Source organism: Daejeonella sp. (assembly GCF_044232565.1).
In the GTDB taxonomy this organism is placed as follows: Bacteria; Bacteroidota; Bacteroidia; order Sphingobacteriales; family Sphingobacteriaceae; genus Daejeonella.
Window position 1 is genome coordinate 1 of sequence record NZ_JBIILQ010000200.1, and the last position, 5,186, is coordinate 5,186.

Genomic DNA, 5,186 nt, shown 5'->3' on the forward strand with positions numbered 1-5,186 from the left:
TGAAAGGTTATTTACAGGAAACGTTGAAAAATGTTCAAGCAGGTTTAACTCTGGAGAGAAATAATCTGGTAAATAAATCCAATCAATTTGAATCTAAAATCAGAAATGTACCTGTTGTTGAGCGCGGTTTATTGCAATTAAGCAGAGATCAGGTTGTAAAAGCATCGATTTACCAATATCTGCTCCAGAAACGAGAGGAAACGGCTCTTTCACTATCTGCAACAATACCTACATCACTTGTAATCGACAGGCCGGCTTATCATACGGCACCTGCAAAGCCAAAAGAGGCACTAATTTATTTAGGTTCGTTAGTCTCAGGTTTTTTACTTCCTCTGTTCTTTTTTAGTAGCAGAGAAAAATTAAATACCAAAATCAAGGATGTAAGCGATGTTCAGCTTTTAGGTGATACTCGTATTTTGGGTGAATTAAGTCATAATGACGAAAATAAAACTGTAGTAGTAAAAAGAGGAAGCCGTACTACCATTTCTGAGTTATTCAGATATATTCAATCCAATTTGGGTAATATCATTACTGATTCTAAAAGTCAGATTTTACTAGTTACATCCGGAATGATGGGCGAGGGGAAGACATTTTTTTCAATCAATCTCGGAATTACATTGGCTTTGGCTGGAAAAAAAGTGGTTATTGTGGAGTTTGATCTTCGCAAGCCTGATTTGATGAAGGGTATTAATATGAATTATGAAAAAGGTTTGGCCGATTACCTTGAAAATAAAGATGTTGAATTAGATGAGATTATAAGCCCAACATCGGCAACACCCAATTTATCTGTAATTGGATGTGGTTCACTTCCAGATGACCCAACGGAGCTGTTTTCCTCCGATAGATTGGAAGGCTTATTTCAGGATCTCAGGAAAAAGTTTGATTATATTATTCTAGATACTTCTCCTGTAGGATTGGTTGCGGATGTCTTTAATATTGCTCCCTATGCCGACGCAAGCATTTATTTATTGAGATATAACTTCACCGATAGATTGCAAGTTTCTGTTCTCGATGATATTTGTGAGAATAAAAAACTAAAAAACCTCATGATTGTATTCAATGATGCCAAAAAAGAAAATATGAGATCTTATGGTTATGGTAATGCCGGGCAGAAATATGCCTAAATAGATAGATTTTTATCGTTGTATCTATCATTACAGTTTAAATTTATTCGATATTTCATCTATAAGTTATTGGTAATCAATAGCTAGTTCCAATTTTACTATTGCTTTTTCTTGGCAATAAAATTCTAATAATTATTCTAAATAAAATAAAAATTAATCATGTAAGTGAGTTAGCGAAGCTGTGTTTCAGCGATTTTAAAAAATTCACACATAAAATTTATGGAAAAGCTAGTCAAATTAGGATCATCAACAAAAAGGAATTGGTTGGTGATTTACACCAGAGCCAGATGGGAGAAGAAAGTAGATCAGCTACTTCAGCAGCAAGGAATTAATTCTTTCTGTCCTCTTAAGAGAGTTGAAAACCAATGGGCCGATAGAAAAAAAGTAGTCGAGCTCCCTCTTTTTAGCTCCTATGTTTTTGTGAATATTAATTTGAAAGAAGAACAACAGGTTCGTCAAACACATGGGGTACTTAACTTTATTTATTTTTTAGGTAAACCAGCGATTGTTCAGGACTCTGAGATTGAAAAAATTAAAAATGTTCTTTTTGAAAATCCTGATGTAGATGTTGTGAGTTTGGAAAATGTGAGTGTTGGCGATCGTGTAAGAATTAAAAATGGGGTCTTGGCTAATCAAGACGGAAGCGTTGTTAAAGTAAATGGAAAAACAGTTTTAATGGTGTTTGAACATTTGGATTGCGCATTAGTTACAAGAGTTTCAGTTTCAGATTTAGAACCTATTTCAGCATGAGTAATATTTTATTAGACAAGATAACAATCGCGGTAGTGGGACTAGGTTATGTGGGTCTTCCTTTGGCAACGGAATTTGCAAAGCATTTTACAGTCTATGGTTTTGATTTAAATGCAGAACGGGTATCCCAATTAAATGGGGGATATGATCACACTTACGAGGTTGATTCTAATTCGCTTACAAGTGTTTTGATGAGTAATGATGATTCTGAAATAGGCTTGTTATTAACAGATCAAATTGATGATATTAAAAATTGTAATGTTTTTATAGTTACCGTTCCAACACCAGTGGATAAATATAATCGTCCGGATTTAAGCCCCTTATTAAAAGTAAGCAGCATGATTGCCGCTATTTTAAAGCCTGGTGATACGGTGATATATGAATCAACTGTTTATCCGGGAGTTACTGAAGATGAATGTGTGCCAGTTTTGGAGCGTGAGTCTGGGCTAGTTTATAACGTTGATTTTTTTGCAGGTTATTCGCCTGAGAGGATTAATCCCGGCGACAAAGAGCATACCTTGACGAAGATTCTCAAAATTACCTCAGGATCAAATCCAGATACTGCAGATTTTGTAGATTCTTTATACCAATCAATCATTATTGCGGGTACACATAAAGCCGAATCTATAAAAATTGCAGAGGCGGCAAAGGTGATTGAAAATGCTCAAAGAGATATCAATATTGCCTTTATCAATGAGCTGGCAATGATTTTCAATAAGTTAGGAATTGATACTAATAAGGTTTTAAATGCGGCATCTACAAAATGGAATTTTCTAAATTTTAAACCAGGTTTAGTAGGTGGGCATTGCATTGGAGTTGATCCTTATTATTTAGCTCAAAAGGCACAGGAGGTTGGTTATCACCCAGAAATTATACTTGCGGGTAGAAGGGTGAATGATGGGATGGGTGAATATGTTGCCGATCAAATGGTGAAGGCAATGTTATCAAAAGGCATTGCAATAGCTGGTAGTGAAGTGTTGATTTTAGGCTTTACGTTCAAGGAAAACTGTCCAGATGTTAGAAATACGAAGGTAATTGATATCGTTAAGCGCTTATTAGAATATCAAATTGAACTTACCATTCATGATCCATTAGCGGATAGTAAACAAGTGTTTCAAACCTATGGGATAGATTGTCATAATGGTCAATCTCAAAATAAATTATACGATGGAATAATGCTTGCCGTTGCTCATCAGCAGTTTATGGATTTGGATTTAACAAGTATGTGTAAGGAAAAAACGATAGTATACGATATAAAATACGCCTTGCCTCATGCAATGGTTGATGTTCGTTTATAGGTCACAAAGCAGACTACTCCTGCGCTAAAAATAAGAATCGAATTTATTTAAGAATTAAATTGGTTAGAATGCATCGTTTAAAAGAATTAGATGTTTTAAGGGGCTTAGCATCCTTAAATGTGGTTTTATACCATTATACAAGTCGGTATAGAGAAATTTTTCAACACCAATACCCAATAAAATACGATTGGTACTATGGCCATGTTGGTTTAGAATTATTTTTTATGATTAGTGGTTTTGTGATTTTCATGACGCTTCAAAAAGTAAATAGTGTTAAGGAGTTTGCCTATAAAAGGTCAATGAGGTTGTATCCTGCTTATTGGATATGTATTTGCATCACTTTAGTAATTGCTAGTATATGGGATGTTGCAAGAACTCAAGACCTCACATTTTTTCAAATATTGATGAATTTTACAATGATTCAAGGAGTTTTTGAAATTCCAAATATTGATGGTGCCTATTGGTCTTTAATCCCAGAATTGTTCTTTTATACCTTAATGGGTTTGTTTTATTATTTGGGAGTGTTGAAAAATATTAGAATTATAGCCTTCGTTTGGGTTTCTTGGATGTTACTAAATCGTCAGGGAATATTACCTTTTGGAGAATATTTCCTCAATTTGAAATATGGGATGTTCCTTTTATCAGGCATATTTTTTTACAAAATAAAATATAATAAAGGTAATTATATTGATCATTTAATAGTTATAAGCTGTTTATTTACCGCTATTCTGGTTAATCAAATGCCTGGAAATATTTATGCCTACACCTTTATTTTTAGTCTTTTCTACTTATTTATTTATGGTAAATTGAAAGTATTCAATTTATCTCCCTTGCTTTTTTTGGGATATATTTCCTATCCTTTATACTTGCTTCATCAAAATATTGGATATAGTTTAATTAAGTCTTTTAAAGTTTATATACCGAATGACTTTGTTGTGATTTTACTAACACTTTCAATCATGTTTTTTCTTGCATGGATTGTGAAAAAGTATTTAGAAAAACCCATTATTACTTACCTAAACTCTAAATTCTTGCTCCAATTTAAGTCCCACCAAGCTCCTGAAGCCTCTCCGGTAATGCAAAATTAATTTTGTCAAGATCCATTTATATTTTTCAGATTTCATTAAAGCTCTTTTTATAAAATTTCATCGATTCAAGAACCTCGAATCAAATTTCTACGTGTGTTTTATGAATTTAAGAAAAAAAACGCTGAATGGTCTTGTATGGACTTTTAGTCAACAGTTTGGTGCACAGATAATTAGCTTTTTTATAACTATTTTTTTAGCTAGAATTTTAGCGCCTTCAGAATTTGGAATAATTGCCATGCTTTCTGTTTTTGTGGCTGTTGGAGGCTTGCTAGTTGATGGTGGTCTTTCATCCTCTTTAATCAGAACCGGCAGGGCTAATCAGAAGGATTATTCAACAGTTTTCTTTTTTAACCTTGGAGGAAGCCTGGTAATTTATGTGCTCATTTATTTTCTGGCACCACTGATTTCCAGTTTTTATAAGCAGGAAATACTTACCTCAGTGCTTAGAGTTTATTCTATTGTGTTTATTATCAATGCATTCTATGAAATTCAAAATGCACGACTTGTAAAAGTTATGGATTTTAAAACCCAGGCATTGATACAGCTGCCATCAGTACTCACGAGCGGACTCATAGGGATTTTATTGGCAATTAATGGATTTGGAGTTTGGAGTCTAGTATGGATGAATATTTCCCAATCCTTCCTAATTACTTTATTCCATTGGATTTTTTCAAAATGGCGACCATCTTTAGTTTTCGACTCAACATGTTTTAAAAAACACTTCCATTTTGGGTATAAAATGACTCTTTCCGGTTTATTGGAAGTCATTTACAAAAATATCTATGTACTTATCATCGGTAAAAGTTATTCGGCAGCTCAATTGGGTTTTTATTCAAGAGCAGACTCTATCAGTCAGCTGCCAACAAACAATATTTTTAACGCCATCAATAGTGTCACTTACCCAATGTTTGCTTCCATTTCAGAAG

The 5,186-nt window shown here is 33.7% G+C and carries 5 protein-coding genes; all 5 read left to right on the forward strand.

The genetic code is table 11. The features are described 5' to 3' along the window. A partial coding sequence (locus ACILQF_RS10295) for a polysaccharide biosynthesis tyrosine autokinase (RefSeq protein WP_395627323.1) occupies window positions 1-1,124 on the forward strand: 1,124 nt, incomplete at its 5' end. A 219-nt stretch (window positions 1,125-1,343) separates the two neighbouring features. Next, window positions 1,344-1,874 carry a UpxY family transcription antiterminator gene (locus ACILQF_RS10300; RefSeq protein WP_395627324.1) on the forward strand — a complete coding sequence of 177 codons (531 nt, stop codon included), beginning with the start codon at window positions 1,344-1,346 and terminating at the stop codon, window positions 1,872-1,874. Then, window positions 1,871-3,172 carry a nucleotide sugar dehydrogenase gene (locus tag ACILQF_RS10305; RefSeq protein ID WP_395627325.1) on the forward strand — a complete coding sequence of 434 codons (1,302 nt, stop codon included), beginning with the start codon at window positions 1,871-1,873 and terminating at the stop codon, window positions 3,170-3,172. Before ACILQF_RS10300 ends, ACILQF_RS10305 begins: the two co-directional genes overlap by 4 nt. Before the next feature lie 68 nt (window positions 3,173-3,240). Then, window positions 3,241-4,260, forward strand: coding sequence for an acyltransferase family protein (locus ACILQF_RS10310; protein WP_395627326.1), 1,020 nt, complete (start codon window positions 3,241-3,243; stop codon window positions 4,258-4,260). 100 nt (window positions 4,261-4,360) lie between these two features. Beyond that, window positions 4,361-5,186: lipopolysaccharide biosynthesis protein (locus tag ACILQF_RS10315; RefSeq protein ID WP_395627327.1), on the forward strand; the 826-nt coding region annotated here is incomplete at its 3' end.